The organism is Streptomyces sp. NBC_00012 (genome assembly GCF_045040875.1).
Taxonomy (GTDB): Bacteria; Actinomycetota; Actinomycetes; order Streptomycetales; family Streptomycetaceae; genus Streptomyces.
The window spans coordinates 5,124,376-5,150,993 of record NZ_CP108309.1; the positions used below are offsets into that span (position 1 = coordinate 5,124,376).

23 protein-coding genes and 1 pseudogene are annotated in these 26,618 nt (G+C 70.4%); 13 read left to right on the forward strand and 11 right to left on the reverse strand.

Going from position 1 to position 26,618, the window contains the following annotated elements; translation table 11 throughout:
- Positions 1-83: 83 nt before the first annotated feature.
- Positions 84-1,082, forward strand: coding sequence for a sigma-70 family RNA polymerase sigma factor (locus OHA19_RS23630; RefSeq protein ID WP_351253022.1), 999 nt, complete (start codon positions 84-86; stop codon positions 1,080-1,082).
- A 251-nt stretch (positions 1,083-1,333) separates the two neighbouring features.
- Here the strand turns inward: OHA19_RS23630 and OHA19_RS23635 are convergent, their stop codons facing one another.
- A complete protein-coding gene (locus OHA19_RS23635; RefSeq protein WP_405713577.1) occupies positions 1,334-2,296 on the reverse strand; it encodes a helix-turn-helix transcriptional regulator in 963 nt (320 codons plus the stop codon).
- A gap of 232 nt (positions 2,297-2,528) precedes the next feature.
- On the opposite strand from OHA19_RS23635, the gene OHA19_RS23640 reads away from it, so the two are divergent.
- Entirely contained in the window at positions 2,529-4,121 is a 1,593-nt protein-coding gene (locus OHA19_RS23640) for an MFS transporter (RefSeq protein ID WP_405751435.1), read from the forward strand.
- 110 nt (positions 4,122-4,231) lie between these two features.
- On the opposite strand, the gene OHA19_RS23645 is transcribed toward OHA19_RS23640, so the two are convergent.
- The 3 genes from OHA19_RS23645 to OHA19_RS23655 form a co-directional block, all read right to left on the reverse strand.
- A complete protein-coding gene (locus tag OHA19_RS23645) occupies positions 4,232-5,002 on the reverse strand; it encodes a DUF6227 family protein (RefSeq protein ID WP_405713574.1) in 771 nt (256 codons plus the stop codon).
- A 134-nt stretch (positions 5,003-5,136) separates the two neighbouring features.
- Positions 5,137-6,225 (reverse strand): P1 family peptidase, encoded by a 1,089-nt coding sequence (locus tag OHA19_RS23650; protein WP_405721560.1) that lies wholly within the window; start codon positions 6,223-6,225, stop codon positions 5,137-5,139.
- 211 nt (positions 6,226-6,436) lie between these two features.
- The gene (locus OHA19_RS23655; protein ID WP_405751438.1) at positions 6,437-7,585 is read right to left on the reverse strand and encodes a low temperature requirement protein A; all 1,149 of its coding nucleotides are present in this window, start codon (positions 7,583-7,585) and stop codon (positions 6,437-6,439) included.
- A 134-nt stretch (positions 7,586-7,719) separates the two neighbouring features.
- Between OHA19_RS23655 and OHA19_RS23660 the strand changes: the two are divergent.
- From OHA19_RS23660 to OHA19_RS23685, 6 genes and pseudogenes are all read left to right on the forward strand, one after another.
- A pseudogene (locus tag OHA19_RS23660) lies at positions 7,720-8,898 on the forward strand (MFS transporter).
- Positions 8,895-11,219: a molybdopterin oxidoreductase family protein gene (locus OHA19_RS23665; protein ID WP_405751440.1), complete on the forward strand. Its 2,325-nt coding sequence runs from the start codon at positions 8,895-8,897 to the stop codon at positions 11,217-11,219. Before OHA19_RS23660 ends, OHA19_RS23665 begins: the two are co-directional and overlap by 4 nt.
- A gap of 6 nt (positions 11,220-11,225) precedes the next feature.
- Positions 11,226-11,828 (forward strand): 4Fe-4S dicluster domain-containing protein, encoded by a 603-nt coding sequence (locus tag OHA19_RS23670; RefSeq protein WP_405713566.1) that lies wholly within the window; start codon positions 11,226-11,228, stop codon positions 11,826-11,828.
- Entirely contained in the window at positions 11,825-12,511 is a 687-nt protein-coding gene (locus OHA19_RS23675; RefSeq protein ID WP_405713564.1) for a ubiquinol-cytochrome c reductase iron-sulfur subunit, read from the forward strand. Before OHA19_RS23670 ends, OHA19_RS23675 begins: the two co-directional genes overlap by 4 nt.
- Entirely contained in the window at positions 12,508-13,002 is a 495-nt protein-coding gene (locus OHA19_RS23680) for a hypothetical protein (RefSeq protein WP_405751442.1), read from the forward strand. Before OHA19_RS23675 ends, OHA19_RS23680 begins: the two co-directional genes overlap by 4 nt.
- Positions 13,003-13,023: 21 nt before the next feature.
- Entirely contained in the window at positions 13,024-13,233 is a 210-nt protein-coding gene (locus OHA19_RS23685) for a hypothetical protein (protein ID WP_326766087.1), read from the forward strand.
- Positions 13,234-13,291: 58 nt separating this feature from the next.
- Here the strand turns inward: OHA19_RS23685 and OHA19_RS23690 are convergent, their stop codons facing one another.
- From OHA19_RS23690 to OHA19_RS23715, 6 genes are all read right to left on the reverse strand, one after another.
- On the reverse strand, positions 13,292-13,798 hold the full coding sequence (locus OHA19_RS23690; protein ID WP_405751445.1) for an MscL family protein: 507 nt from the start codon (positions 13,796-13,798) through the stop codon (positions 13,292-13,294).
- Between the two features lie 123 nt (positions 13,799-13,921).
- Positions 13,922-14,596 carry a hypothetical protein gene (locus OHA19_RS23695; RefSeq protein WP_405751448.1) on the reverse strand — a complete coding sequence of 225 codons (675 nt, stop codon included), beginning with the start codon at positions 14,594-14,596 and terminating at the stop codon, positions 13,922-13,924.
- Between the two features lie 244 nt (positions 14,597-14,840).
- Positions 14,841-15,674, reverse strand: coding sequence for an S-methyl-5'-thioadenosine phosphorylase (locus OHA19_RS23700; RefSeq protein WP_405713556.1), 834 nt, complete (start codon positions 15,672-15,674; stop codon positions 14,841-14,843).
- A gap of 82 nt (positions 15,675-15,756) precedes the next feature.
- A complete protein-coding gene (locus OHA19_RS23705) occupies positions 15,757-16,116 on the reverse strand; it encodes an FmdB family zinc ribbon protein (protein ID WP_405713554.1) in 360 nt (119 codons plus the stop codon).
- A 66-nt stretch (positions 16,117-16,182) separates the two neighbouring features.
- Positions 16,183-17,466: an MFS transporter gene (locus OHA19_RS23710; protein WP_405713552.1), complete on the reverse strand. Its 1,284-nt coding sequence runs from the start codon at positions 17,464-17,466 to the stop codon at positions 16,183-16,185.
- A gap of 346 nt (positions 17,467-17,812) precedes the next feature.
- Positions 17,813-19,384, reverse strand: a complete 1,572-nt coding sequence (locus OHA19_RS23715) for a potassium/proton antiporter (protein WP_405713551.1) — start codon at positions 19,382-19,384, stop codon at positions 17,813-17,815.
- A gap of 352 nt (positions 19,385-19,736) precedes the next feature.
- On the opposite strand from OHA19_RS23715, the gene OHA19_RS23720 reads away from it, so the two are divergent.
- Positions 19,737-22,493, forward strand: coding sequence for a penicillin acylase family protein (locus tag OHA19_RS23720; protein ID WP_405713549.1), 2,757 nt, complete (start codon positions 19,737-19,739; stop codon positions 22,491-22,493).
- Between the two features lie 44 nt (positions 22,494-22,537).
- Here OHA19_RS23720 and OHA19_RS23725 read toward each other — a convergent pair whose 3' ends face one another.
- Complete coding sequence (locus OHA19_RS23725) at positions 22,538-23,128, reverse strand: 5-formyltetrahydrofolate cyclo-ligase (protein WP_405713547.1); 591 nt, start codon at positions 23,126-23,128, stop codon at positions 22,538-22,540.
- Positions 23,129-23,233: 105 nt separating this feature from the next.
- On the opposite strand from OHA19_RS23725, the gene galU reads away from it, so the two are divergent.
- The 4 genes from galU to OHA19_RS23745 all read left to right on the forward strand — a co-directional run bounded on the left by galU (position 23,234) and on the right by OHA19_RS23745 (position 26,613).
- Positions 23,234-24,136, forward strand: a complete 903-nt coding sequence (gene galU / locus OHA19_RS23730) for a UTP--glucose-1-phosphate uridylyltransferase GalU (protein WP_405713545.1) — start codon at positions 23,234-23,236, stop codon at positions 24,134-24,136.
- 4 nt (positions 24,137-24,140) lie between these two features.
- Positions 24,141-25,451: a gephyrin-like molybdotransferase Glp gene (glp, locus tag OHA19_RS23735; RefSeq protein WP_405713543.1), complete on the forward strand. Its 1,311-nt coding sequence runs from the start codon at positions 24,141-24,143 to the stop codon at positions 25,449-25,451.
- Positions 25,452-25,573: 122 nt separating this feature from the next.
- Positions 25,574-26,092, forward strand: coding sequence for a cyclic pyranopterin monophosphate synthase MoaC (gene moaC / locus OHA19_RS23740; protein WP_405713541.1), 519 nt, complete (start codon positions 25,574-25,576; stop codon positions 26,090-26,092).
- Positions 26,089-26,613 (forward strand): molybdenum cofactor biosynthesis protein B, encoded by a 525-nt coding sequence (locus OHA19_RS23745; RefSeq protein ID WP_405713539.1) that lies wholly within the window; start codon positions 26,089-26,091, stop codon positions 26,611-26,613. The genes moaC and OHA19_RS23745 overlap by 4 nt, the downstream gene beginning before the upstream one ends.
- Positions 26,614-26,618 lie beyond the last annotated feature (5 nt).

Below are 26,618 nucleotides of genomic sequence, written 5' to 3' on the forward strand. Positions count from 1 at the left end.
TTCTGTCCGGATTCCAGTCGTTGTTTCCATCGGATGCAGGGCACCCGGAAGGGTGTCGCGACCTACTCAGCAAGGGAGCACGCATGGCAACCCGTGCCGTCGCCCGTCGTTCGTCCACCACTGGTGGGACCAGCCGGGCAAGCAGCGTTCGCGCCGCGGGCGGGGAGATCGCCGATCGCGACCTGGTCGGCATGTACCTGGACGAGATCGCGCGTACGCCGCTGCTCGACGCCGCAAAGGAAGTCGAGCTGTCGCAGATCGTCGAGGCGGGCGTCTACGCCCGGCAGATACTCGACGGCACGGCGGACAGCGAGGCCGGTGGAGCCACGCGCGAGGAGCTGGAGGCGCTGGTCGCCGAGGGCGAGCGCGCCAAGGATGTGTTCATCCGCTCCAACCTCCGGCTCGTCGTTGCCGTCGCCCGCCGCTATCCGCGGGCCGGGCTGCCCCTGCTCGACCTGATCCAGGAGGGCAACGCGGGCCTGGTGCGCGCGGTCGAGAAGTTCGACTACGCCAAGGGCTTCAAGTTCTCCACGTACGCGACGTGGTGGATCCGTCAGGCCATCACCCGCTCCATAGCCGACCAGTCCCGCACGATCCGGCTCCCCGTCCACCTGGTGGAGGAGCTCGGCCGGATTCGCCGGGTGCAACGCGAATTCAACCGTGAGCACGGCCGCGAGCCGGAGCACGCGGAGATAGCGGCCGAGCTGGACTCCACGCCGGAGCGCGTGGGCGACGTGCTGGACTGGGCCCGTGACCCGGTCAGCCTCAACATGTCCGTCGACGACGAGGGCGAGACCCAGTTCGGCGATCTGCTGGAGGACACCTCCGCGGTGTCGCCCGAGCAGTCGGTGATGACACTGCTGCGCAGCGAGGAGCTGGAGGACCTGATCGGCAAGCTCGACAACCGCACCGCATCCATCATCCGGATGAGGTACGGCATCGAGGACGGCCGCGAGCGGACCCTCACCGAGGTCGGCAAGCAGCACGGTCTCACCCGCGAGCGGATCCGGCAGATCGAGAAGCACGCACTGCTGGAACTGAAGCGAATGGCCCACGACACGGGTTTTGACGCTGCGGCGTGAGCCTTCGTCCAGTAACCTCCGAAATAGGTCGCTTCGCGTGACCCCCTGAGCTGAGTCCCGGCGCCCACCCCCCCCTGGCGCCGGGGCTCATTCTTTTGCCCCGGTGGCGCGTCCTGGTGGTGTGTCCCCCTTGCCCCGGTGGCGCTTCCTGGTGCTGTGTCCGGGAAGGAGGGGCCGGTCGTTCCGCGGTGCGGCGAGGGCGCCCTGCCCCGGGATCAGCGGGACGTCGCGCGGGCCGGACGGGCCCGGGATCAGCGGGACGCGGCGCGGGCCAGGCGGGCGCCCAGATCGCCCAGGTACTCCACCAGCTGCGGCGGGCCGTGCGCGGTGAAGTCGCAGTCGACCAGCGCCAGCCGGAGCGCCACCCACTCCAGCGAGTCCGCGAGCATCGCCCGAAGCCGGCAGCTGTTCTCGCCGGTCCGCTCCAACGGGCCGATCGCGGCCGGCAGCCGTGCGGACACGAAATCCACCGGGGCCGCGAAGCTCACGTCGACCGCCAGCTCCGGCTGCCGACGGGCGATGGAACCGGCGAGGAACCTCGCCGCATCCCCCGTGGGCAGCGCACGCGGGGTGAACCGGGCCCCGGTCGCGAACGGCTCGCTCACCCGGTCGACCCGGAACGTACGCCAGTCCTCGCGCCCCAGGTCGTACGCGACGAGATACCAGCGCCACCCCGTGCTCACCAGCCGGTACGGCTCGGCCTCCCGCTTCGACTCGGCGCCGTCGCCCGCCCGGTACGCGAACCGCAGCCGCTCCTGGCCGGTGACCGCCGACGCCATCACGGTCAGCGTCCGCGGGTCGATGGTCGAGCCGTCGCCCCGGGTCAGCGGCATCGTCGCGTTCTGCAGCGTGGAGACCCGGTGCCGCAGCCGGGACGGGAGTACCTGCTCCAGCTTCGCCAGAGCGCGTACGGACGCCTCGTCCACCCCCTCGATGGCGTGCCCGGCCCCCGCCCGCAGGCCCACCGCGATGGCCACCGCCTCCTCGTCGTCGAGGAGCAGCGGCGGCATCGCGGTGCCCGCGACGAGCCGGTAGCCGCCGATGGACCCGCGCGAGGCCTCGACCGGATAGCCGAGCTCGCGGAGCCGGTCGATGTCCCGGCGGATGGTGCGCGGGCTGACGTCGAGCCGCTCGGCGAGTTCGCTGCCCGGCCACTCGCGGGGCGTCTGGAGGAGCGACAGCAGATTCAGCAGTCTTGCCGGGGTGTCGGTCATGGGCTCAGCCTTCTGCCTGGATGCCGGTCCCCTGCCGGGTGCCGGTCATCTTGCGGGTGCCGGTCGTCCTCCGGGGCTCGTGCTTCGGTCGGGTGGCGGTGGTGGTGATGGTGGCGGTTGTGCCGGGGTCGCGCTTCGGTCCGGTTCCGGTCGTGCCGGGGTGTCGGTCGTCTCACCAGGATGATCGGCCATTGGGTCATGACCTGACCTAATGACTGTTTAGTTTCTTCATATGACTTCTTCCGCACCTCGATCGTCCACGGCATCCGGGCCCACGGTGTCCTCGGACCCGTCGGACCGGCGGCGCTGGTTCGCACTCGCCATCGTCATGACCGCGGCCTTCATGGACCTGGTCGACGTCACGATCGTCAACATCGCCATCCCGAGCATCCAGGAGGACACCGGCGCCTCGTTCAGCTCGATCCAGTGGATCACCGCCGGTTACGCCCTGGCCTTCGCGGCCGGTCTGATCACCGGCGGCCGGCTGGGCGACATCTACGGCCGCAAGCGGCTGTTCCTCATCGGCATCGGCGGCTTCACCCTGGCCTCCGCGCTCTGCGGCTTCGCCGTGAACCCGGAGATGCTGGTCGCCTCCCGCATCCTCCAGGGCGGCACCGCCGCGCTGATGGTTCCGCAGGTGCTGTCGATCGTGCACGCCACCTTCCCGGCCCACGAGCGCGGCAAGGTCTTCGGCCTCTTCGGTGCGATCGTCGGCCTCGGTGCCGTCTCGGGTCCGCTGCTGGGCGCGCTGCTCACCGAGTGGAACATCGCAGGTCTCGAATGGCGGCCGATCTTCCTGATCAACCTGCCGGTCGGCATCGCGGGCCTGCTTCTCGGGCGGAAGTTCATCAGCGAGTCCAAGGCCCCGAAGGCGCTCCGGCTCGACCTGATCGGCGTTGTCCTGGTGACGCTGGGGATGCTGATGCTGATCTACCCGCTGACCCGTGGGCGCGAGCTGGGCTGGCCGGTGTGGGGCTACGTGTCGATGGCCGGCAGCCTGCTGGTGTTCCTGGCCCTGGTGCTGTTCGAGCGGGCGAAGGCGCGCAAGGACGGCTCGCCGTTGGTCGAGCTGTCGTTGTTCCGGGTCAAGAGCTTCGCGGCGGGCATCGCGGTGCAGCTGACCTTCGGCATCGGGCTCGGCATCTTCTTCCTGGTCTGGACGCTCTACATGCAGCTGGGCCTTGGCTGGAGCGCGCTGCGGGCCGGAACGACCGGTGTGCCGTTCTCGGTCGCCGTCTCGTTGGCCGCCGGGATCTCCGTACAGAAGCTGGTGCCCCGATTCGGGCGCAAGGTTCTCCAGGCCGGTGCGCTGCTGATGATCGCCGGACTGCTGATCTACATCTGGGAGTCCGACCGGTACGGCATGGGCATCACGTCCTGGCAGATGATCCTGCCGCTGGTGGTCATGGGCCTCGGCATGGGTCTGATCGTGGCGCCGCTGACGGACATGGTGCTCTCCGAGGTGCCGAAGGAGCACTCGGGCTCGGCCTCCGGGCTGATCAACACCGTGCAGCAGATGGGGAACGCGCTCGGGCTCGGGCTGGTCGCGGTCGTCTTCTTCGGCTCGATCAGCGACCGGCTCGCGCCGCCGCAGGTGGGCCCGGCGTTCGCGGAGGCGTTCCGGCACTCGCTGTGGTGGGTGGCGGGGGTGCTCGCGGTGATCTTCCTGGTGATGTTCGCGCTGCCCGCGCGGCCGCAGCGTCAGGAGGAGGGCGGCGACGAGGCCGGTGCCGAGGCCGCGGCCGGTGTTGCGGATGCGGCCGCGGGTGGCATGGGCGGCGCGGGTGGTTCGGACGTTGCGAAGAAGCCCGCTCTGACGCCCTGACCGCCCCCTGTCCGGCAGACCTCTGTCCGGGAGAAGTAACGCAGGTGCCCGCACCCCTCGGGGTGCGGGCACCTGCGTGTCATCTCCATCTCCATGTCCGGGCCCGGGGGTCAGCAGATGCGTGTGCGGCTCTCCATGGCCCCGCGTGCGGTCTCCTCGTCGCCGTAGACCTCGCACATGTGGCGGCCGTCCGGCGTGGCCGTGTGCTCGACCTCCCACAGGCTCGTCTCGCTGCCGTCGAGGAGCAGGAAGGCATGTTCGTACAGGGTGAATCCGGCGTCCCGTCCGTCCACCCGGCACTGCCGGCCGAAGACCTGGGTGATGTGGTGGGCGAATGCGGCGCGCAGCAGACGGGCGGTCTCCTCGCCGGGACCGTCGCTGTTCTCCGCGCGGCGCAGGACGCGGCGGGCGTGGTCGGCGGAGTTGTCCGGGGCGTACATCCGGGGCAGCGGGGCCGGGGGAGCCGCCATCAGGACCGTGAGTATCTCCAGCCCGGCCTGCGGCCCGTCGTCCCCGAACACCGGGACCTCACCGAAACTGCCGGTCAGCCTGGCGGCGGCGACATGGGCGTCGGCCTCGTCGTCGTACAGCTCGTGGTGCCTGAGGTCGGGCTCCGTACGGGACTGCGGGCCCGTCGCGCTCCGCGGACCTCCGTGCACCAGCTCCCACAGGGACAGAGCGGTGCCGTCGGACAGCAGATACGTGTGCCGGTAGGTCTCGCGGTGGAGTACGGAACTGTGGTGCGAGGAGTGCAGGGAACTGCTGTGGGCGAGCGCGGTACCGAGTCTCTCGACCGTGCTGTCGGGCAGGTCGAAAGAGTTGAGTGCCCGTCGCAGGAGTCGCTCGAGGTGCTGCTCGGTTGTCTCGTACGGATCGCTCAAGGTGCTGTCTCCAGGCCGTTGCCGCGTGTTACTTGCTGCGTGCTTAACGTAGTCCCTGGGTCCGACATCGTGACCGGGGTTCAGGAAAACGTATGGCACACGCTGATGGTTCCTGCCGGTTCGTCCGAACTTCCTTACCCGGCGGGCGAGTCGGGCTCCGGGGTGCTGCCCGCCGACGACTGTGAGGAGCGCGGCGGTATGCCGTAGAGATCGCAGTACGCGGGGTAGCAGCCGGCACCGGGGCGGCCGTCGACGCTCCGAGCTGCGCGTACGGCCTTCACGATGGCACGTGCGAGCACATCCGCACCGGCCGCCAGTAGATCGTTGAGCGCGATCGGATTCCGCGGGTCCAGCGGCCGGCCGCCGGTGGCCAGTGCGAAAACGGTGTCCCCGTCGGTGAGCAGATGTACGGGGCGGACGGCGCGCGCCAGTCCGTCGTGCGCCGTCCCCGCGAGCTTCTGCGCCTGGGGGCGGGTGAGGTCCGCGTCCGTGGCGACGACGGCGAGCGTGGTGTTGAGCGGGGGCCGAGCGTTCGCGTCGCGCACCTCGGCGAGTCGCTGCTCCGCCGCGCGGAGGACCTCGGGCGCCGGGTGCACCGGAGGTTCGGCGCTGCCGTACTCCCCGTACAGCACCCCGGTACGCGGATCGGTCACCGAACCCGCCGCGTTCACCACGACGAGCGCGCCCACCGTGATCCCGGAGGGCAGCCGCAGGCTGGCCGTGCCCACGCCGCCCTTGAGCTGCCCGGCGACCGCTCCCGTACCGGCGCCCACGTTGCCCTCGGCCACCGGCGCCCCCGGCTCCGTGGCCGCCGCGTCCTCCACCGCCGCACGGCCCGTCGAGGCGTCGGGCCGGGCCCGCCAGTCACCGCCCCGACCCAGGTCGAAGACGCACGCGGCGGGGACCACCGGCACCACCTGCGCCGGGTCGGGGCCGACCCGCACCCCGCGCCCCCGCTCCTCCAGCCAGGCCATCACCCCGGACGCCGCGTCCAGGCCGTAGGCGCTGCCGCCCGTCAGGACGACTGCATCGATGCGCTGCACCAGGTTGCGCGGATCGAGCGCGTCCGTCTCCCGGGTGCCGGGACCACCGCCGCGTACGTCGACGGCCGCGACCGCACCGCCCTCGGGGGCGAGGACGACGGTGGTGCCGCTCAGCGCGCCCTCGCCCGGAACCTGCGCGTGGCCGACGCGCAGCCCCGCGACATCGGTCAGCGCGTCCAGCGGCCCTGCCGCATGCGATGGTTCGGGCTCCGGCGGGGCGGAGGGGCCTGCCGGCTTCCGAGGTTCTTCCGTCACTGCGTGCTCCTCACTGCGGGCCCCTGAGGGCTCCTCGCGGTGCGCTTCTCGCCGAAGGCTCCTCACCCGAAGGCCCCTCACCGAGTGAGCCGTCGCCGTCCGCCGCTCCGTCCACCGTTCCGTCCGTCCGTTGCGCTCACCCGGCCACGGCTGGGCGCCGGGACAGCACCACCTCCACGGCCACGGCCACGGCAGCCACCAGGCCGGCCGCCAGCACGGCCCATCCGCCGGCGAACGTACAGGCCAGGATGGCCAGCGCGGCCACGGGCAGGGCCAGTTGTTCCGCGAGGTCACGCTTGAAGTGGCGGGCGTGCAGCGCCCACACCGTCAGCAGGAAGAGCGCGGAGGGAATGGTCACCGCGGCGGCGGCCACCGTGTCCGAGACATGTGCCTTGCCCACGGCGTGCTCCACCGCCACCTCGATGCCCGCGCCGATGGCGGCCGCGGAACCGAAGATCAGGTAGTGCCCGTATCCCCAGATGAACGCTTCCCTGCTGCCGCGCAGGTAGTCATGGATCGGCACGGCGAAATAGATCCACCAGGCGGAGAAGACGATCAGCAGTCCGCCCGCGGCGATCGGCAGCAGTTCACCGAGCGCGTCGTGCTCGTCCACCGCCTCCTGGACCGCCACCGTGGCCGCCGCGATCGTCTCGCCCAGCACGATGATCGTGAACAGTCCGTACCGTTCGCCGATGTGGCGCGGATGCCAGCTGGTCGAGCGGTCGCGCTCGGCGATCGCCGGAACGGACATCTCCGCGAGGGCGAGCACGACGAAGGCGACGGCACGGACCGGGCGCGGGTCGGAGGGCAGGAACAGCATGGCGATCCAGCCCAGTTGCACCACCGTGATTCCGCCGGCGTACCGCAGCGCGACGCGCCGCTCGGCTCCCTGGGTGCAGTGCGCGGCGCGCAGCCACTGGCTGGTCAGCGCGAGCCGCATCACCACGTAGCCGATGACGACGACCGTCCAGTCGCCCGCGTCGAAGGCACGCGGCACTCCGGCGGCCAGGATGAGCACACCGGTGATCTGGACGAGCGTGACGACGCGGTACAGCGGGTCGTCGGTGTCGTAGGCCGAGGCGAACCAGCTGAAGTTGACCCAGGCCCACCAGATCGCGAAGAAGACGGCCGCGTAGCTGCCGATTCCGGTGACGGCGTGGCCTTCGGCGACGGCGTGCACCAGCCGTCCGCCCGCCTGGGCCACGGCGACGACGAAACACAGGTCGAAGAAGAGTTCCAACGGGGTCGAGGCGCGATGTTCCTCGGTGCGGCTGCGAGCCGTCATTACGGGCATGGGAGCCAGCACACCAGACGGGGGACAGCCACACTGAACGGGGTGTGCCCCGGATGGGCGATCGGGCTCACCCGGACGAGTCGCAAATCAGGACCAGCTATCTGATACCGCCCTACGGTGACGGGGTGACCGAGCCGCCAGAAGCCTCCGCCGAAGCCGCGCAGCCCACCCCCGGCGCACGTACCGGCTCCGCCGGCTCCGACACGGCGCCCGGCTCCACCAGGCCCGCCGACGCCGCCGGAGCGGGGCCGGAGTCCGGTGCCCCGCTGCCCAGCCGGCCCCGCTCCGTCACCGGCCGGGCGACCGCGGCCGGGGTCATCGTCTCCGCCCTCCTGATCCTCGCGATCGTGCTCGGCAGCCGGCTGCTGGTGAACTTCGACTCCGCTCTTCTCCCGTACGCCGTCGCCACCGTCTTCCTCGCCTTCGGCGTCGCCCACCGCTACACGGTCTGAGTCTCCGCGCCCGGTGCCCGGCGGCTGTTCAAGCAGGGGTGGCGGAGCTTCTTCTCGGCGGCCAACTTCCGCAAGGCCCCCACCGCACTGCCCCGGATGATCGCCACATATCTGGGCTTCCAGAAATTCCTCGGCGCCCGCTCGCACGCCCGCTGGGCCGCCCATCAGCTGATCTTCTGGGGCTGTATCCTCGCCGCGCTGATCACCTTCCCGCTGACCTGGGGCTGGTTCACCTTCACCTCCGGCAGCGGCTCGGGGCCCGGCTACGAGATGCGTATCTGGGGCTTCAAGATCATCGGATTCGACTCCCTGGACTTCCTGGGCTGGCTGATGTTCCACGGCCTGGACATCGCCGCGGTGCTCGTCATCCCGGGCGCCTCGTACTTCCTGTGGCGTCGCATGAAGGACCGCGGCGCCATCACCGGCCAGCGCTTCGCCTACGACCTGGTTCCGCTGATCGCGCTCATCGTCATCTCCGTGACCGGTCTGCTGCTCACCTTCTCGTCGATCTTCCTGCACGGCGGCGGATACGAATTCCTGGCGGTTCTCCACATGGTGTCGGTGGTGTTCACCCTCATCTACATCCCGTTCGGGAAGTTCTTCCACATCGTCCAGCGTCCGGCCGCAGTCGGCATGCAGCTGTTCAAATACACCGCTCAGCAGGACCAGGAGGTCTTCTCCTGCCGCCGCTGCGAGGAGCCCATCGACACCGGGCCCTACGTCGAGAACCTTCGCGGCACCATGCGCGACCTCAGCCTCGACTTCGACGAGTGGGCCGAATACTGCCCGCGCTGCAAGCGGGTGCTGCGTGGCAGTGCCTATCTCTCCCAGGTGAAGAAGGGCTACAAGTGACCGCGGATCCGCGAGCAGCCGACCCCCGTGCGGTCGTCCCGCTCGACCCCTCCCTCGCCTCGCCCGGCACCCGGGCCTTCCGGGACGCGGGCGGGATTCCCGCCGACCGATGGCGCGCCGACCAGGACGGCGAGACGCTCGTCCCCACTCACTGCTGCTTCTGCGGGGTGCAGTGCGGGATGCATCTGCGCGTCGACCGCGGCGGCAAGGTCTTCGGCGTCGAACCCCGCAACCACGACATCAACCGGATGCGGCTGTGCCCCAAGGGGATCAACGCGTACCAGCAGGTCAACCACCCCGACCGGCTCACCGCCCCGCTGCTGCGCCGCTCCCGTGACGAGGACTTCCGCGAGGTCTCCTGGGACGAGGCGCTCGACTTCACCGTCGCCGAGATCGAGCGCATCCAGCAGAGCTACGGCAACGACGCCTTCGGGCTCCTCGGCGGGGCCAGCCTCTTCTCCGAAAAGACCTATCTGGTCGGAAAGTTCGCCCGGGTCGCCCTCAAGTCCCGGCACGTCGACTACAACGGCCGACTCTGCATGGTCAGCGCCGCGGGCGCCAACAAACTCGCCTTCGGCATCGACCGGGCCGGCAACCCCTTCTCCGACATCCTGCTCACCGACTGCCTGCTGATCGCGGGCTCCAACGTCGGCGAGTGCTTCCCCGTGATGACCCAGTACGTGTGGGGGGCCCGGGACCGCGGTGCGAGCCTGATCGTCGTCGACCCGCGGGAGACCGCGATCGCCCGCACGGCCGACATCCACGTCGCCCTCAAGCCCGGCACCGATTCGGCGTTCTTCAACTCCGTGCTGAACGTGGTCATCGAGGAGGGGCTGACCGACGAGACCTATCTCGCCGCCCACGCCACCGGCTGGGAGGAGGTGAAGGCCAAGGTGGCGGAGTACCCGCCGTACCGGGCCGCCGAGATCTGCGGCATCCCCGTCGAGCAGATCACCCAGGTCGCCCGCGCCTTCGCCCGCGCGCCCAAGGCCATGGCCTGGCACGCCCGCGGTATCGAGCACCACTCGCAGGGCGTCGAGAACTGCCTCAGCGTGATCAACCTCTGCACCGCCACCGGCCACATCGGCAGGCCGGGCGCCGGATACGGCACCATCACCGGCCAGGGCAACGGACAGGGCGGCCGTGAGCACGGGCAGAAGGCCGACCTCCTGCCCGGCGGCCGCTCGATCATGAACGAGGAGCACCGCAGGCAGATCTGTGAGATCTGGGGCATCGAGGAGTCCGAACTCCCGCCCGCCGGGACCTCGATGATGGAAATGGTCTGGCAGATGCAGCGCCGCGAGATCCGCGGCCTGATCGGCATCTGCAACAACCCCTTCGTCTCCCTCCCCAACTACAGGGTGGTCAAGGAGGGGTACGACGCCACGGAGTTCCACGCCCAATTCGACTTCTTCCTTTCCGAGACCGCTGCCAACGCACATGTCGTCTTCCCCGTCACCACCTGGGCCGAGGACGAAGGGGTGATGGCCAACGCCGAGGCCCGGGTGGTCAAGCACAACAAGGCCCAGGACCCGCCGCCCGGGGTGCGGACCGACACCTGGGTGATGTGCGAACTCGCCAGGCGCCTCGGCGCGGGCGACAAATTCGCCTTCGCCGACTCCCGCGCCGTCTTCGACGAACTGCGGACCGCCTCCGCCGGCACCGTCAACGACTACTACGGCATCACCTACGAACGGCTTGAGGAGACCGGCGGGATCGCCTGGCCCTGCCCCGCCACCGACCACCCCGGCACCCCTCGGCTCTTCGAGGACGGCCGGACCTACCACCCCGACGGCAAGATCCATATGCAGGTCGTCGAATGGCACCCGCCGATGGACCCGTACGACGACGTGTACCCCATGTCGCTCACCACCGGGCGCACCGTCGCCCACTTCCTCTCCGGCAACCAGACCCGCCGTCTGGGCGCCCTCGTGGAACAGACCCCGCGCCCCTGGGCCGAGATCCATCCCTCCCACGGCTTCCGCAACGGCGAACCGGTCCGCGTCGTCACCCGGCGCGGCAGCGAGGTCTTCCCCGCACTGGTCACCGAGGCGATCCGCCCCGACACCGTCTTCGTCCCGTACCACTGGCCCGTCCCCATCGCGGCCAACGCCCTCACCATCGACGCCCTCGACCCCCGCTCCAAGATCCCCGAGTACAAGGTGTGCGCCTGCCGCATCGAGCACGCCGAGAAGATCGACGACGTTCCCGCGCCGCCTGTCGCACCCGGCCAGGTCAGCTACCCGGAGACCCAGGTCTCCCGTACCGACCCGCTGCCGCCCACGGCCCCCCAGGGGCGTGGCACCTCGGAGAGGAGCTGACAGCCCATGATGGGCAGAACGATCTTCATCGACCCGGGGCGCTGCATCGGCTGCCAGGCCTGTGTCTCCGCCTGCCGGGAATGCGACTCGCACCGCGGCAAGTCGATGATCCACCTCGACTACACCGACGAGGGCCGGTCCGTGGCCTCCCTCCCCACCGTCTGCATGCACTGCGAGGACCCCGTCGCCCCGTGCGCCGAGGTCTGTCCCGCCGACGCGATCCTGGTGACCGCCGACGGAGTGGTGCAGCAGGCCGACACCACCCGCTGCATCGGTTGTGCCAACTGCGTCAACGCCTGCCCCTTCGGCGTACCGAAGATCGACCTCCGGGCGAAGCTGCAGATGAAGTGCAACCTCTGCTACGACCGCACCGCCTACGGCCTCGCCCCCATGTGCGCGACCGTCTGCCCGACCGGAGCGCTGTTCTACGGGACCGTCGAGGAGCTTCAGGCGGAGCGCCCCGGTGTCCAGGTCGCCGACACCTTCACCTTCGGCCGGAGCGAGGTACGCACCGGCGTGGCCATGGTCGTTCCCGCCGACCGGATGCAGTGGCCGGTGCCCGGCGGACTTCCCGTCGTCGAGATCAACGGGAAGGACGTCCGCCGATGAGCGTCACCGACCAGCCGCCCGGCGATCCGCGCGAAGCCCTGCACGACCGGATCGCCGCCGACTCCCTCACCACCCGGCGCGACTACCTCCGGATCGTGGCGACCGTCTCCGGCGGGCTCGCCGTCGGCGGTCTCGGCGTGGCGGCGGGAATCCTGCCGCGCCACGGCGACCCGGACGACGGCAAGACGCCCTCGCCGAAGAGGATCGCCGCTCAGCTGCTGCCCGGTGAGTCCCTCGCGTTCCACTACCCGGACGAGGAGGACAAGGCGGTCGCCGTCCGGCTGGACGACGGCACCCTCGTCGGCTACTCCGCGATCTGCACCCATCTCGCCTGTGCCGTGCTCTGGCGCAAGGATCGCGGTTCCGAGGGGGAGCTGTACTGCCCCTGCCACGAAGGCGTCTTCGACGCCCGCACCGGCGAGGTCACCGCCGGCCCGCCGCCCCGTGGGCTGCCCAAGGTGGTGCTCATCGAACAGGCCGACGGCAGCATCTGGGCCATCGGCACGACGCGCTCGGGCGAGAGCGTCGAGCAAGGTCTGTGCCGCCGGTTCCGCGCCGACCGCCCGGACCTCGCCTCACGCATCGGCTGCCCCGCCGTCAACGGTGGCGGGGCGGAGGGACCCGCGGCCGCGCCGCCGGGGACCGCCGGGGCCGGGGCCGAGACTCCTGGCAGGCGGACATGAGCGACGCCCGGCAGTCCCGGCAGTCCCGGCAGTCCCGGCAGTCCAGGCAGTCCCGGAACCAGGAGCCCCAGGAGTCCCCGGAACCTCAGAACTACCCAGGGCCGCAGGAGCCCCAGGAGCGTCATGCGGATCCGGAGTATCCGGAGTATCCGGAGTACCACCCGGGGAGTGCTCGCCCCGAGCTCAACCGGCCCGTCCACGAGCGCTATCCGCAGATCCGGGCCACCAGCGGCTACGGCGACCCCCGGATCCGCCACACCGGCCCCGGCCCGGGAGCCGGCACCGACCAGGAGCCCGAGCGGTCCTCGAAACTGACGGCCCGGCTGGCCCTCGCCATGACGGTGGTCATCGGACAGCTCTGGGGGCTGACCGTCATCATCGACGCCTGGATGGAGGGCAGCACCGGCACGGCCTGGTGGGGTGCCGGCTTCCTCTGCCTGTCGTTCCTCGTCGTCCTCGGGCTGTGGCTGATCGATCCGAAGGACCGCTGAGCGTCGCCGTACCCTTGACGTATGAGCACCGCCCCCGCCCCCGGCCCGCGTGATTCGAAGCCCTCCCAGCCGGACCGGCCGAAACCGAAACCGGCTCTGATCTTCGACGATCCGCTGGACCAGCAGTCCGCGGACGATACGGACCGAGGGTGGGGCGAGCGGGCCCCGGCCGGTGGCAGCGCCGCCGATCTGGCGCGCTTCCTTGACGAGAAGCCGCCCCACCACATCTGATTCCCCGCTCCGTGGTGGTCCGGCGGTGTTGCCGCCGGTTCTACCGCTGCGCGTCGCGCTACTGGTCGTGACCCCGGCCGGGGTTCTCGCCGCTCTCGCCCGCCGGGCCGCCGCGCTGCGAGACGAGGGCGTCGCGGATCTCCTTCAGCACCTCCAGCTCGCTCACCTCCAGCGTCTCCCGCACCCCTTCCTTCGCGGCCTGCATCGCCGCCCGCTTGGCCAGGTACTTGGCCATGGGCAGGACCATCAGGAAGTACACGACGGCTGCCGTGATCAGGAAGCTGAGGGTGGCGCTGAGCACCGAGCCCCACAGGATCCGGATGCCCTCGGTGGCCTCGCCCGTCTTCGGGTCCGTGACGCAGGGGCCCTTGAGGCAGGAGCTGTAGCCCTCCAGGTCCTTCGTGCCGAACGCACCGACCAGCGGGTTGATGACTCCCTTGACGATCGAGTTCACGACCTGGGTGAACGCGGCACCGATGACGACGGCGACCGCCAGATCGATCACGTTGCCGCGCATCAGGAAGGCTTTGAACCCTTCCAGCAGACTGACCTTCTTCTCGCTCACAGGTGAGCCTTCCTGCGCGTGTTCTGTAGGCGGAGCAAACTCCTCCGCAACTTACGGCAGTACGCGTAGAAACCACCCAATCCTCATGCTTGGCAAGGTGACTTGACCGATCAGAAGTGTGAATCAACACAGGATCACCGCCAGTTGGGACGAGATCCCCGCGCCGGCCAGTGCGGTGGCGGTTTCCCGGGGAACGGCCAGCACGATCAGCGCACCGTCCTCCGTGTAGCCGCCGGAACCCACGAATGCCCCGGAGCCCTCGGACCCGTCGGCCAGGGTCTGCGGCACCTCCGCCACCCGCGCGCCCTTCGCCAGCACCCGGGCCCCGGCCCCGGTTCCGGCCCCGGCCCCGGCCCCGGTTCCGGCCCCGGCCCCGGCCCTGGTTCCGGATTCCCCGGAGGCGATCACGTCGACGTGGTCACCGGGCCGCAATAAGCGGACTGTCTCCGCATCCGCGATCCGGACCGGCGCGGACACCAGCCGAGCAGGTCGCCGCGCCGGCTTCGGCAGCGCTCCCGCCGCAGGCCCGGCTCCCGCCCCGTACGCGGCATGGCCGCCCGCGCCCGTGCCGTCACCGCCCAGCCCCGTGGCGGCGAGCGCGGCGGCCGTCAGGGCCAGTCCGGCCGCAAAGGCACGGCGCTGCCGCCACAACGCCCGCCGCAGCCGGTGCCCACCGCCTCCGCGCACCCGCAGAGGCGCGAACGCGGGCACCCCGCAGGGTGGCGGCGCCGGTGACGGAGAGGGCAATGGGGAGAACGACGGAGAGGGCGACTGAGACGGCGCGGAGGACGCGAACATGGGCGACACCACCTGCTGTGAGGAGTCATGGGGAGTTTCGGACGAACACTCCTCACGATTCACCGTTCGCGAGATTCCCGCCGAAGCCTGTGGACAGCCCCGGAGTTGTGGACAACTCCGTCACCCACTCACACCGCAACAGTCACCCGCCCCACCGCACCGAGCCCCACCAAACCGAGCCCCACCACACCAAGCCCAGCCCCGCCAAGCTCAGCCCCGCCCCGCCCCGCCAAGCCCCACCCCGCTAAGGCAGCGCGATCCCCGGATTGAGGCCGTCCAGCGCATGCGAGCACGGGCAGTCCCGGTCCGCCTCCGCGGGCAGTGCGGCCACCACGTCGAAGAGCACCGCGCGCAGCCGGTCCACGTTGGCCGCGAACACCTTCAGCACCTCCTCGTGCGAGACGCCCTCGCCGGCCTCCGCGCCCGCGTCCAGGTCCGTCACCAGGGTCATCGTCGTGTAGCAGAGGCCCAGCTCACGGGCGAGGACGGCCTCCGGGTGACCGGTCATCCCGACCACCGACCAGCCCATCGCCGCATGCCAGCGAGATTCCGCCCGGGTCGAGAAGCGCGGCCCCTCGACGACCACCAGCGTCCCGCCGTCCACCGGTTCCCAGTTCTTCGCCCGAGCCGCCGCCAGTGCGGCCCTGCGCCCGTCGGGGCAGTACGGATCGGCGAAGCCCAGGTGCAGGACGTTCGACTCCGCCCCGTCGGCCCGGGGCACCCCGTCGTAGTACGTCTGTGTCCGGGCCTTGGTGCGATCCACCAGCTGGTCCGGGACGAGCAGGGTGCCCGGACCGTACTCCGGGCGCAGGCCGCCCACCGCGCACGGGCCGAGCACCTGACGTACACCGACGGAGCGCAGCGCCCACATGTTGGCCCGGTAGTTGATGCGGTGCGGCGGCAGGTGGTGGCCGCGTCCGTGGCGGGGGAGGAAGGCGACTCGGCGGCCGCCGACCTCGCCGAGGAAGAGGGAGTCGCTCGGCGGTCCGTACGGGGTGTCCACGCGCACCTCAGCGACGTCCTCCAGGAAGGAGTACAAGCCCGAGCCGCCGATGACACCGATCTCTGCGTTCACCATGCGGTCACAGTATCGGTGTGCGAAAACGCCGGGAGCCCCGCCGAACGGATCGGTGGGGCTCCCGGCAGAAGTGCGGTTCGGCTCAGGCGGCCGACGTGCCGCTCGTCGAGGGAGCGGACGAGGACGACGAGGACGCCGTCGAGGAAGAGGACGACTTCGAGTCGGATCCCGTCGACGAGGACGACGTCGAAGAAGACGAGGAATCGGACGAAGCGGAACCGGAAGCCTTCGCCGAGGACGAAGCCGACGTGCTGCTCGACGAGGAGCCGCGGCTGTCGTTCCGGTAGAAACCGGAACCCTTGAAGACGATGCCGACCGCCGAGAACACCTTCTTCAGGCGTCCATCGCAGCTCGGGCACACGGTGAGGGCGTCATCGGTGAACTTCTGCACCGCCTCGAGGCCCTCGCCACATTCGGTGCACTGGTACTGATAGGTCGGCACTTGCTCCTCCTGGCACTCTGACTCAATGAGTGCTAACGACGCTCCATACTGACGTATTCCGCTGCATCAGTCCACCGTGACCGGCTTCCGGTGACCGACACCACGCGCGACGGTCCGTCCAGGGGCGGCGGCCGCGAGCCTGGAACGCAGGGAAACCAGGGTGATCAGCGCCAGTACGGTGCCCACGAGCGGGACCAGGAAACCGGTGCTGGCCCCGTGGGCGTCCGCGAGCTGCCCGGCGACCGTCACCGCTGCCGCCTGGCCGAGCGCGACCGAGCCGGTCAGCCAGGTGAACGCCTCGGTCCGGGCGGACCCCGGCACCAGCGCCTCGACCAGCGTGTAGCCGCTGATCAGGGCCGGGGCGATGGAGAGCCCGACCAGAAGTCCGAGTCCGGCCAGCAGTGGCATCGAGTGCACCGCCCACAGGCCGGACGCGGTCAGGGTGAGTGCCGCGTACCCGACGATCAGCCGCCGTCGCGGCCCGCTCTTCCAGGCGATGGCACCGCAGGCGATCCCGGCCAGCATGTTGCCGGCCGCGAAGACGCCGTACAGCAGGCCGTTCGCTCCCGGGCGGCCGATCTCCTCGGCGAAGGCGGTCAGCGAGACCTGCATCCCGCCGAAGACCGCGCCGATCCCGAGGAAGGCCACCGCGAGCACCCGCACGCCCGGTACGGACAGGGCGGAGGCGTGCCGCTCGGACGTGCCGGACTCGGCGTTGCGCACCGTGGGCTGGGTGCGGCGCTGTGCGGCGAAGAGCAGCCCGCCGACCAGGGTCAGCGCGGCCTCCGTGATCAGGCCGGCCGCCGGGTGCACTCCCGTGCACAGCGCGGTGGCGAGCACCGGGCCGATGACGAAGGTGAACTCGTCCGTCACCGATTCGAAGGCGGCTGCCGTGGACAGCAGCGGCGAGGCCTCGCGGCCGGGTGCCGCGCCGAGCGCGGCCGCCCAGCGGGCCCGCACCATCGGCCCGACCTGCGGAACGGACGCACCCGTCGGCACGGCCGCCACGAACAGCGCCCACAGGGGCGCGTCCGCCAGCGCCAGTGCCGTCAGCGCCGAGACGGACGCCGCGTGCACCAGGACGCCGGGCAGCAGAACGGCACGCTGGCCGAAGCGGTCGGCGAGCTTGCCGGTCTGCGGTGCGAACAGGGCCATGGCGACACCGGTCACGGCGGCGACGGCGCCCGCGCTGCCGTACGAACCGGTGGTGTGCTGGACCAGGAGCACGATGCCGATGGTCAGCATCGCGAAGGGCTGCCGTGCGGCGAAGCCCGGAAGGAGAAAAGTCCACGCACCCGGGGTGCGCAGCAACTGCCCGTAACCGGGGCGGTCGGTGACCGTGGACGCCACGGTCCATGCCTTTCTGCCGCCTGGTGGCTGAGCTCCCGCGAGACGGCCGGCACGGATGGGTGCGGGCTCGTTCGTGCGGGTGCTGCCGAGAGCTGTCCTCTTCGCGCGGAACTGCGGTAGATGCCGGGCGCTCAGCAGAGGCGGAGGACGCCACGACCGCCATACGGTCGCGCCAGCTCTGCATCAGGCAGAGTTGGTCGTTCGGGTTGGTCGATCGGGTCGACCAACCCCGTAACAAGGGGGCGATCGAGTCCCTTCATGATACAGGCAGAGGGCCTTGTGCACCTGTGATTGTGCGCAAGGACTCCCTCGATGCCTCGGATCGGAAGTGCCCGTGCGGGCGCTCTCAGTGATGCGTCTTCGGGCCGCCCGTCTTCCCCAGCCGTTTCACGGCCTTCAGCGCGTGTGACACGTCGTGCGCCGCATGCGACCCCGGGCGGCCCTCACCGGAGCCACCGCCGCCCCTGCTGCCACCTCCGTCTCCACTGCCGCCGGCCCCCAGCCAGCCCGCGAGCTTGCCGCCCTCGCCGACCGCGCGCAGCCGTTCCTCGGCCGCGTCGCGCACCGGATCGGTGGTGACCACCAGCAGCTCGTCGCCGCGCCGCAGCACGGTCGAGGGCGCCGGTACGAAGCTCTTGCCGTCCCGTACGACGAGGGTGACGGCGGCCCCGGCGGGCAGCCGCAGCTCCCCGACCTCCACGCCGTGCATCTTCGACCGGCCGGGGATCGCCACCGACAGCAGATGACCGCGCAGCCGCTCCAGCGGCGCCGACTCGATGCCCAGGTCGGCGGCCTCGGCCGGATCGTCGGAGATCTTCAGGGCCTTCGCCAGCCAGGGCAGGGTCGGCCCCTGGATGAGGGTGTAGACGATGACGAGAACGAAGACGATGTTGAAGACGCGGGTGGAGCCCTCGACCCCGGCGACCATCGGGATGGTCGCCAGGATGATGGGCACGGCGCCGCGCAGCCCCGCCCAGGACATGAGGGCCTTCTCCTGCCAGGGCAGCCGGAACGGTGCCAGCGAGATGAAGACCTCCAGCGGACGCGCCACCACGGTCAGCACCAGGCCCACGATGACCGCGGGCCAGAAGTCGTCGAGCAGGTCGTGCGGTGTGACCAGCAGGCCGAGCAGCACGAACATGCCGATCTGCGCCAGCCAGCCGAGCCCGTCGGCGAAGCCGCGGGTGGCGGGCCAGTGCGGCAGCTTGGCGTTGCCGAGGATCATCGCGGCCAGATACACGGCGAGGAAGCCACTGCCGTGGACCAGGGCGCCGGCCGCGTACGCCGACACCGCGATCGCCATCACGGCGATCGGGTAGAGACCGGACGCGGGCAGCGCCACGCGACGCAGTCCGTACGAGCCGAGCCAGCCGACGGCGATACCCATGGCGGCGCCGATGGCGAGCTCCAGAGCTATCTCGCCGACCAGCACGTACCAGCTATCCACCGGTCCCGTGGTCGAGAAGGCGACCACCAGGATCACCACCGGGGCGTCGTTGAAGCCGGACTCGGCCTCCAGCACACCGGTGACCCGGGCGGGCAGCGGCACCTTGCGCAGCACGGAGAAGACGGCCGCGGCGTCCGTCGACGAGACGACCGCGCCGATGATCAGCGACTGCCGCCAGTCCAGGCCGACCAGGTAGTGCGCCCCGGCCGCCGTGACGCCCACACTCACCGCGACGCCGACCAGCGAGAGCATCACCGCGGCGGGCAGCGCCGGTCTGATCTCTTTCCACTTCGTGCCGAGACCGCCCTCGGCGAGGATCACGACAAGCGCGGCATAGCCGATGACCTGGGTCAGCTCCGCATTGTCGAACTTGACGTCGAAGAAGCCGTCCTGCCCTATGGCGATCCCGATGCCGAGGTACAGGAGCAGGCTGGGGAGCCCGCTGCGGGACGAGACGCGCACCGCCACCACCGCGACGAGCAGTACGAGTGAGCAGACGAGCAGGAGTTCGTTGAGCGTGTGGACAGACAGTGGCCGTTCCTTCCCTGCGTACGCCTGCCGAGTCGAACGAATCGATCTGATCGGAGGAACCGATCGGATCGGACGGCGCGACCGGCTTCGACCGGATCGCCCCTCGGCATCGGCCATTGGCGGCCGGTACTTCGTTACCTTACCTAATCTTTAACGTTTTCTTGATGCCTTCGAGCATTCGTACGATCGCTACGCAATTCGAATCATCCAGATACCGCGTCAGAGCCGTCCCCGCGCTGCGCCTATGGTTGCTCCTGCACTCCCTGGACCACCTGCCCCTCGAAGGACAGCGATGCCCGCCAACACAACCGCCTCTTCCGGTACCACCGGCTCCACCGGTTCCGCCGGTGCGAAGACCGGCAGGAAGAAGGGGCGACGTGCCCGCCTGATCGTGATCGTTCTGGTGCTGGCGCTTGTCGCGGGTATCGGTTACGGCGCGTTCTGGTCCGTCTCCACCGTGCGGGCCTCGTACCCGCAGACCACTGGGTCGACGAAGCTCGACGGCCTCGACGGGAGCGTGGACGTCAAACGCGACAGCTACGGAATCCCGCAGCTGTACGCGGACTCCGACGCCGACCTCTTCCGCGCCCAGGGCTTCGTCCAGGCGCAGGACCGCTTCTGGGAGATGGACGTCCGCCGTCACATGACGGCCGGCCGGCTCTCCGAGATGTTCGGCTCGGGACAGGTCGAGACGGACTCCTTCCTGCGCACGCTGGGCTGGCGCAAGGTCGCGCAGGAGGAGTACGACAACGTCCTGTCCGAGGACACCAAGAAGAACCTCCAGGCGTACGCGGACGGCGTGAACGCCTACCTCAAGGGGCGTGACGGCAAGGACATCTCCGTCGAGTACGCGGCCCTCGGCTTCACCAACGACTACAAGCCCACCGAGTGGACCCCGGTCGACTCGGTCGCCTGGCTCAAGGCCATGGCCTGGGACCTGCGCGGCAACATGCAGGACGAGATCGACCGCTCGCTGATGACCAGCAGGCTCGACACGAAGCAGATCAAGGACCTCTACCCGGCGTACCAGTACAAGCACCGGCCGATCGTCGACCAGGGGGCGGTCTCCCCGGTCACCGGGAAGTTCGACCCGGACGCGACCCCGTCCGACAAAATCGGCTCGGACACCGCGCAGGGCGCCACCGAGGGCCTGAACACCCAGCTCTCCGCGCTCTCCGACACCCTCGACGAGATCCCGGCACTGCTCGGCCCGAACGGCAACGGCATCGGGTCCAACTCCTGGGTGGTCTCCGGCAACTACACGACGACCGGCAAGCCGCTGCTCGCCAACGACCCGCACCTGGCGCCGCAGCTGCCCTCGCTCTGGTACCAGATGGGCCTGCACTGCCGCGAGATCAGCGCGAAGTGCCAGTACGACACAGCGGGCTACACCTTCGCCGGTATGCCCGGCGTGATAATCGGTCACAACCAGGACATCGCCTGGGGCTTCACCAACCTCGGCGCCGACGTCACCGACCTCTTCCTGGAGAAGGTCTCCGGCGACGGCTACCTGTACGACGGCAAGGTCAAGCCCTTCACCGTCCGCGACGAGGTCATCAAGGTCGCGGGTGGCGAGGACCGGACGATCACCGTCCGCGAGACCAACAACGGCCCGCTGGTCTCCGACCGCAGCAGCGAGATGGAGAAGGTCGGCCAGAAGGCCCCCGTCACCAACTCCGCTCCGGACCGGGCCGACGGCTACGCGGTCGCCCTGAGGTGGACCGCGCTGGATGCCGGCAAGTCCATGGACGCCGTCTTCGAGCTGAACCGGGCCAAGGACTTCAAGACCTTCCAGGCGGCGGCCGAGCACTTCGAGGTCCCCTCGCAGAACCTCATCTACGCCGACATCAAGGGCAACATCGGCTACCAGGCACCCGGGAAGATCCCGGTCCGCCTCGACGGCGACGGCACGATGCCCAGCCCCGGCTGGTCCTCGAAGTACGGCTGGAAGGAGGAGCCGATCCCGTTCGACGAGCTGCCCTACGAGTACAACCCGAAGCGCGGCTACATCGTCACCGCCAACCAGGCCGTCATCGACGAGAAGAAGTACCCCCACCTGCTCACCAAGGACTGGGGCTACGGCAGCCGCAGCCAGCGGATCGACGACCTCATCCAGTCGAAGATCAAGGACGGGGGGAAGATCTCGACCGAGGACATGCAGAAGATGCAGATGGACAACACCAGCGAGATCGCCGCGCTGCTGGTGCCCGAGCTGATGAAGATCAATGTCTCGGACAAGAGTGTCCGCGAGGCACAGAAGCTCCTGGAAGGCTGGGACTACGCCCAGGAGTCCGACTCGGCCGCGGCGGCGTACTTCAACGCGGTCTGGCGCAACATCCTCAAGCTGGCCTTCGGCAACAAGCTGCCCAAGGAACTGCGCGTCGAGGGCGAGTGCCTCAACGTGCCCCGGGCCGGCGGTTCGGGCCCGGTCGACGAGCAGCGCAGGCTGGTGCGCGAGTGCGGCCAGCGGGACGCGGACTCCGCTCAGCCGGACGGCGGTGACCGCTGGTACCAGGTGGTCGCCGATCTGATGGAGGACCAGAACAGCGACTGGTGGAAGGCGCCGAGGAGCGGCCGGGACGAGCCGACCGAGAACCGTGACCAGCTTTTCGCCCGTGCCATGGAGGACGCCCGCTGGGAGCTGACCGCCAAGCTCGGCAAGGACATCACCACCTGGAGCTGGGGCCGGCTGCACCAGCTGACCCTGAAGAACCAGACCCTCGGCACCGAGGGCCCCGGCCTGCTCCAGCGGGCCCTCAACCGCGGCCCGTGGAACCTGGGCGGCGGCGAGGCCGCGGTGAACGCCGCCGGCTGGAACGCGGCAGGCGGCTACGAGGTCATCTGGGTCCCGTCGATGCGGATGGTGGTCAACGTGGGGGACTGGGACAAGTCCCGCTGGATCAACCTCACCGGCGCCTCCGGGCACGCGTTCAGCGCGCACTACACCGACCAGACCGACAAGTGGGTCAACGGTGAACTTCTCGACTGGTCCTTCGGCACCAACGCCGTCGGCAAATCGACGACCGACACCCTGACCCTCAAGCCCTAGCGGCCCGTCCGGTCCTGACCTCGCCGGACAGGGCCCCGGTGGCCCTAGCGGCCCTGGCGGCCCGTCCGGCGGGTCGTCGCCGGTGTCACCACCACGTCCACGGGGTGGTCGTGCGGTTCCTCCGGGACCCGTGCGACCACCTCGTCGTCGTAGAGCAGGACGATCAGCGCCGGGTGGGTGCCCGCCGCCGCGAGCCGCGCCAGCACCCGGTCGTAGCTGCCGCCGCCGCGGCCGAGCCGCATCCCGCGGCCGTCCACCGCGAGCCCCGGCAGCAGGACCGCGTCGGCCTCCAGGACGGCGTCGCGGCCCAGCGGCTCCCCGCCCGGCTCCAGCAGCCCGCGGCCGGCCCGTACGAGACGCCCGGGGCCTTCGTACGGAGCCCAGTCCAGATCGTCGTCCGCGAGGAGCACCGGCAGCAGCACCCGCACCCCCCGGGCGTGCAACGCGTCCAGCAGCGTGCGGGTACCGGGCTCGGTGCCCACCGAGACGTACGCGGCGACGGTACGGGCCCCGGACAGCTCCGGAAGAGACAATGCGTTCCGGGACAGAACCACATCGGCGTTTTCCACGTCTTCCCCGGTCAGAAGGCGTCGCGCGGCCAGCAGTTCACGTCGCAGAAGCACCTTTCGGGACATCTCTGTGCTCAACGGGCACCCCTGATCTCTCACATGCGCGTATAGGCGTACAAAGTTAACCGGAGCCTCATCTTCCTCACATACGCACCGGATATGGTTCTGCGCATGACTCAGTCGCACCCCAGGATCAGCAAGGCTGTCATTCCGGCCGCGGGACTCGGTACCCGCTTCCTGCCGGCCACCAAAGCCACTCCCAAGGAGATGCTGCCTGTGGTCGACAAGCCCGCGATCCAGTACGTCGTCGAGGAAGCGGTGACCGCCGGTCTCTCCGACGTGCTGATGATCACCGGCCGCAACAAGCGCCCGCTCGAGGACCACTTCGACCGCAACTACGAGCTGGAGTCGGCGCTCACCCGCAAGGGAGACGCGGAACGGCTCAAGAGGGTCCAGGAGTCGAGCGACCTGGCCACCATGCATTACGTCCGCCAGGGCGACCCGCGCGGCCTCGGACACGCCGTGCTGTGCGCCGCACCGCACGTGGGGGACCAGCCGTTCGCGGTCCTCCTGGGCGACGACCTGATCGACCCGCGCGACCCGCTGCTGGCCCGCATGGTCGAGATCCAGGAGCGCGAGGGCGGCAGCGTCATCGCGCTGATGGAGGTCGCGCCGGAGCAGATCCACCAGTACGGCTGCGCGGCCGTCGAGCCCACCGCCGAGGGCGATGTGGTGCGCATCACCGGCCTCGTCGAGAAGCCCGAGTCGGCCGAGGCGCCCAGCAACCTCGCCATCATCGGCCGCTACGTCCTGGACCCCGCCGTCTTCGGCATACTGCGCAGGACCGAGCCGGGCCGCGGCGGCGAGATCCAGCTCACCGACGCCCTCCAGCTCCTCGCGGAGGACGAGAAGGTGGGCGGCCCGGTGCACGGTGTCGTCTTCAAGGGCCGCCGCTATGACACCGGCGACCGCAGCGATTACCTCCGTGCCATTGTCAGACTCGCGTGCGAACGTGAAGACCTGGGCCCGGACTTCAAGACCTGGCTCCGCAGTTACGTCACTGAGGAGATGTAGCACCTTGAGCAGCGCGATCTGGTCGGTGGACGAGCACCTGGACGACATTCTCGGCGCGGTGCGACCGCTCGAACCCATCGAGCTGCAACTGCACGACGCCCAGGGCTGCGTTCTCGTCGAGGACGTCATGGTGGAGATCGCCCTGCCGCCCTTCGACAACAGCTCGATGGACGGGTACGCCGTCCGCGTCGCCGATGTCGAGGGTGCCGACGAGGAGTTCCCCGCGGTGCTCACGGTCATCGGTGACGTCGCGGCGGGCAGCGACGGCCTGCCCGGCGACCGGAGCCTCGGCCCCGGCGAGGCCGCCCGGATCATGACCGGCGCCCCGCTGCCGGCCGGTGCCGAGGCCGTGGTCCCGGTCGAGTGGACCGACGGCGGTACGGGCGGCGGCCCCGCCGACACCATGCGCTCCCTGCGCGAGGCCCCGGAGGGAGCGGGCGGTGAGGTCCGGGTGCACCGCTCAGTGGAGGCCCGCGCCCATGTCAGGGCCCGCGGCAGCGACGTGAAGCCGGGCGATCTGGCGTTGAGCGCCGGATCGGTGATCGGCCCGCCTCAGATCGGCCTGCTCGCGGCGATCGGCCGCTCGACGGTGAAGGTGCGGCCCCGGCCGCGCGTCGTCGTCATCTCCACCGGCAGCGAACTGGTCCAGCCCGGCGAGGAACTGACCGGCGGCCGGATCTACGACTCGAACAGCTTCGCGCTCACGGCCGCGGCCAAGGACGCCGGCGCGATCGCCTACCGGGTCGGCGCCGTCACCGACGACGCCGATACGCTCCGCGCCACCATCGAGGACCAGCTGATCCGGGCCGACATCGTCGTCACCACCGGAGGCGTCAGCGTCGGCGCGTACGACGTCGTCAAGGAGGCCCTGTCCTCGGTGGGCGACGAGGACGAACCGGGCAGCGGCATCGACTTCCGCAAGCTCGCCATGCAGCCGGGCAAGCCGCAGGGCTTCGGCTCGATCGGCCCCGACCACACCCCGCTGCTGGCGCTGCCGGGCAACCCCGTCTCGTCGTACATCTCCTTCGAGCTGTTCGTACGGCCCGCGATCCGTGCCCTGATGGGCCTGCCGGACGTGAACCGCCCCACCGTCCGGGCCGTGCTGAACACCGACAAGGCACTCTCCTCGCCGTCCGGCAGGCGCCAGTTCCTGCGCGGCACGTACGACGCGGAGGCCGGCACGGTCACCCCCGTCGGCGGTTCCGGATCGCATCTGATCGCCGCACTCGCCCAGTCCGACGCACTCATCGTGCTGCCCGAGGACGTCACCTCCGCCGAGCCCGGCACGGACACCGAGGTGATCCTGCTCCGCTGATCCCGGGGCGGTGGCGGTACGGTGTCTGGCGCTGTGCCTTCCCGGGGACACCCCCGGGCCCCCGGCCCGCACCCCGGTGCGCGCCCAGGGCTGTCCGGCGCCCTACCGCGAGGCGGAGTTAGTTGAGTACGCAGAACAGGCTGACGCACATCGATGAGGCGGGCGCGGCCCGCATGGTGGACGTCTCGGAGAAGGACGTCACGGCGCGGGTGGCCCGCGCGAGCGGCCGGGTCCTCGTCTCGCCGCGCGTGGTCGAGCTGCTCCGTGGCGAAGGGGTCCCCAAGGGCGACGCCCTCGCCACCGCCCGGATCGCCGGGATCATGGGAGCCAAGCGCACCCCCGACCTGATCCCGCTCTGCCACCCGCTGGCCGTCTCCGGCGTCGAGGTCGACCTGAGCGTCGCCAACGACGCGGTGGAGATCCTGGCCACCGTGAAGACCACGGACCGCACCGGCGTCGAGATGGAGGCCCTGACCGCCGTCTCCGTCGCGGCGCTCACCGTGATCGACATGATCAAGGCGGTCGACAAGTCGGCGGTCATCACGGACGTACGGGTCGAGTCGAAGTCCGGCGGCAAGTCCGGCGACTACCGGCGCACCGAGGACCACCAGCGCACCGAGGCGGACGGAGCGGACGCGTGACGGCGCCCGGGACGCCACCGGCCCCGTCCCCCTACCGGGCCCTCGTCGTCACCGCCTCCAACCGCGCCTCGGCCGGCGTCTACGCCGACAAGGGCGGCCCCCTGATCTCCGAGGCGCTCACGCAGCTCGGCTTCGCCGTCGACGGCCCGCAGGTCGTGCCCGACGGCGACCCGGTCGAACAGGCCCTGCGCGCCGGGGCGGCGGCCGGGTACGACGTCATCGTCACGACCGGCGGTACGGGCATCTCGCCCACCGACCGCACGCCCGAGGCCACCCGCCGCGTCCTCGACCACGAGATCCCTGGCATCCCCGAGGCGATCCGCGCCGAGGGCCGCGACAAGGTCCCCACCGCCGCGCTCTCCCGGGGCCTCGCGGGCGTCGCGGGCCGCACCCTCATCGTGAACCTGCCGGGCTCCACCGGCGGGGTGCGTGACGGACTCGCTGTCCTCGCCCGTCTCCTGGTGCACGCCGTCGACCAGTTGCGCGGCGGCGATCACCCCCGACCAGGGAGCCCGAGCTGAACGTC

What these genes read in the sequence shown, in the direction of transcription:
- OHA19_RS23630 (WP_351253022.1), top strand. Translation starts at nt 84, where the DNA reads ATGGCAACCCGTGCCGTCGCCCGTCGTTCGTCCACCACTGGTGGGACC.
- OHA19_RS23635 (WP_405713577.1), bottom strand. Translation starts at nt 2,296, where the DNA reads ATGACCGACACCCCGGCAAGACTGCTGAATCTGCTGTCGCTCCTCCAG.
- OHA19_RS23640 (WP_405751435.1), top strand. Translation starts at nt 2,529, where the DNA reads ATGACTTCTTCCGCACCTCGATCGTCCACGGCATCCGGGCCCACGGTG.
- OHA19_RS23655 (WP_405751438.1), bottom strand. Translation starts at nt 7,585, where the DNA reads ATGACGGCTCGCAGCCGCACCGAGGAACATCGCGCCTCGACCCCGTTG.
- OHA19_RS23670 (WP_405713566.1), top strand. Translation starts at nt 11,226, where the DNA reads ATGATGGGCAGAACGATCTTCATCGACCCGGGGCGCTGCATCGGCTGC.
- OHA19_RS23675 (WP_405713564.1), top strand. Translation starts at nt 11,825, where the DNA reads ATGAGCGTCACCGACCAGCCGCCCGGCGATCCGCGCGAAGCCCTGCAC.
- OHA19_RS23680 (WP_405751442.1), top strand. Translation starts at nt 12,508, where the DNA reads ATGAGCGACGCCCGGCAGTCCCGGCAGTCCCGGCAGTCCCGGCAGTCC.
- OHA19_RS23685 (WP_326766087.1), top strand. Translation starts at nt 13,024, where the DNA reads ATGAGCACCGCCCCCGCCCCCGGCCCGCGTGATTCGAAGCCCTCCCAG.
- OHA19_RS23695 (WP_405751448.1), bottom strand. Translation starts at nt 14,596, where the DNA reads ATGTTCGCGTCCTCCGCGCCGTCTCAGTCGCCCTCTCCGTCGTTCTCC.
- OHA19_RS23700 (WP_405713556.1), bottom strand. Translation starts at nt 15,674, where the DNA reads ATGGTGAACGCAGAGATCGGTGTCATCGGCGGCTCGGGCTTGTACTCC.
- OHA19_RS23720 (WP_405713549.1), top strand. Translation starts at nt 19,737, where the DNA reads ATGCCCGCCAACACAACCGCCTCTTCCGGTACCACCGGCTCCACCGGT.
- OHA19_RS23725 (WP_405713547.1), bottom strand. Translation starts at nt 23,128, where the DNA reads ATGTCCCGAAAGGTGCTTCTGCGACGTGAACTGCTGGCCGCGCGACGC.
- galU (WP_405713545.1), top strand. Translation starts at nt 23,234, where the DNA reads ATGACTCAGTCGCACCCCAGGATCAGCAAGGCTGTCATTCCGGCCGCG.